General features: G+C 62.2%; 1 protein-coding gene. It reads left to right on the forward strand.

The features are described 5' to 3' along the window. Window positions 1-335: 335 nt before the first annotated feature. Window positions 336-2562 (forward strand): DUF4185 domain-containing protein (locus tag GY937_15335; protein MCP5058078.1); only part of this gene is annotated, 2227 nt, incomplete at its 3' end.

Below are 2562 nucleotides of genomic sequence, written 5' to 3' on the forward strand. Positions count from 1 at the left end.
GGTGACAGTCTGTGCGGTAGAATCCGGCTTCATGAAGGGGCCCTTGTTGAGGGGAAACGGGTGTCGCAACACGTTTCTACCGCAACTGGGGCCTTCTTCAATTCAGGAACGCGACTTCTTCATGAATTATTCGGGCTAGGCACGGTGTAGCGTGGCGCGGTGAAAATCAAGTCGGTGATGCCCACCGCATTCGGGTTGGGTCTATTTTCCTCATCCTCTGGGCTTGTGTCCTTGGAGCGGTACTCGGATGCGATCCGGATCCGAATAAACCCGCTGTCCTCGAGCCCGGGCAAAACGCTCAGATTGCGACATCGTCCGCCTACGTCCGAATCCTGGTGCTCAAGGACAGCGGGGCAGGTGAGTATCACGAGGTCTTTCTTCGCGAGGGGCTTCAAGATCCCGCGATCGACATCACGTCATCCTTCACGTTGGCCGACGGTACCCCGCCAACCAAAGACCGCCTCCACGCCAACATCGATCTTCCCCTGGGGACGCACGAGGTCTGGGTCGTCCAGCACAAAGGGGCGAACTCGTGGCAGAGCGCGAAACGCCAGTTCTCCCTCGTCACTGGCCTTGCGACGGAGTACGGCGCACTCACGGGTCTCGAGGGAGGCACGGCAGGAAAGGTCGTGACCCAGGCGATCGGCGGTGCTGTCGAGCGCCCCGCCCCCGCCTCCGATCTTGCACTCCTCTTCGGAGAGACCGATCTCAACGGCGGGACCGTGCATCCGTCGACGATCGCGTTCTCGACCGATACCGATCCCACGGACGGCATCACGACCTCGTACTACGACGAGGCTGGAATTGGCACGATCGAGGCGGCACTCGGGCCGCTGGTGGCGGGCGAAACTGAAATCGAGCTGGTGGCGCCCTTTGTCGACGGATCCGACATCTACGCCTTCTACTGGCGCACCCACACGACCGGTCCGAGAGAGGTGGGCTTGGCGAAGATGAGCGGCGGAACGCCGCCTTTCGTTCGCCAGACATTCCCCAACACGAGCACGCTTTTCGGAGATACCTACTCGTTGTTCGAAGATGGGGACCTCCAGCCCGCCTCCGGCGGAGTCGTATCCGGGTCCGATCTCTACCTCTATGGGCTCCAACTCCCGGGCGGAGCGACGAGCCACGAGGTGTATTCCGCGCGAGTGCCGCTAAACGCGGTGACGCAGGCAAGCTCCTACGAGTACTGGACGACCTCGGGCTGGCAGTCCGCCCCGGCGACGCCTGTGGCGCTCTGGGACAATTCTGGCGCACCGTCAGTTGCGTACAACACGCAGGAGGCAAGGTGGGTCGCCGTTCATGGCGTCGAGCAGCGCCTGATCCTTCCCTATGTCCAGGATGAAAGCCATAGTGCTCTGGCTGTCCGCGTCGCCGAGAATCTGGAAGGCCCATGGTCCGAGCCCGTCGTGGTGTGGGAGCGGCCGCAGACGCTTCTCACAGGCACGGGAAGCGTCCACCACCCCGTCATCCTCCCGGGCGTGGAGAGCTTGTCCAAGATCACAGTCGCCGCCAACGATGGCGGTGAGTGGACGAGGCCCGAGAACGCGTATCTCTACGAAATTGATCTGAGCCAGCTCACCTTCCCGCCCGCACTCGATCTTCCCTCCGACCCCACGATGCAGAACCCGCACCCCGCGGCAGGCTTCGCCAGTTCAGGCGACCTTGTCCGCATCTTCGTGAACGGGGAAGAGCAGGGGAGCGACACGGCCCAGGCCGATGGCTCGTTCGAGATCCCGATTGTCCTCGTTGACGGACCCAATTCCGTCTACGCGGTCGCCGATTCGGGCGGACAGACCTCCGACCCGTCTGCAGTCGTCACGTACAACTACGAGAACGCCGAGTCTCGTGCGGTTTCGGGCTCGATCACCACGGATACGGTATGGACTCCAGGCCAGGCTCCCGGCATCACCGGGCCGTATATCATTGGGTCGAACCTCACAATCGACCCCACCGCGACACTCACGATCCAGCCGGGTGTCGAGATGCGTGTTGACGGTCTGTTTTCGATCACCGTAGACGGCGGACTCGTAGTCCAAGGCACGGCCGGGCAGCGTGTCGTCCTCCGTTCTGACGCGGCGATCCCAGGCTACCAGGACTGGATCGGCCTCACTGTCAACGGCCAAGCCGTCCTCGATGAGGTGGACATCAGCAACACCAGTACCGCCATCCGTGTTGCAGGAGGTGACCTCCAGCTCAGCAACGCTGCGATCACCCAATTCGTGAACGGTGTGCAATTCCAGGCAGGCGGAACTGGCCATCTGGGTGTGGGTACTGTGATCGACAACGCGGCAGGTTGGCCGATCGGGTCCTGCATCGAGCTGACCGACGCAGGGATCGTCACCATTGACAGCGTTCAATCCTACCGCTGCCGATACGGACTGACGTTGATTCGCTCCTCGCCGGATGTCCAGGCGAGCACGTTTAGTGACCACGAGTATCACGGGATGTGGATCAAGGACGGGTCCAATCCCGATATCCATGGCGGCAACGCGATTACGGACAACGACATCACTGGCGTTCGAGTCGAAAAGGGCCCGGGCGGCCAGGCCGTTGATCCCGCAC

This window comes from bacterium, assembly GCA_024228115.1.
Classification (GTDB): domain Bacteria; phylum Myxococcota_A; class UBA9160; order UBA9160; family UBA6930.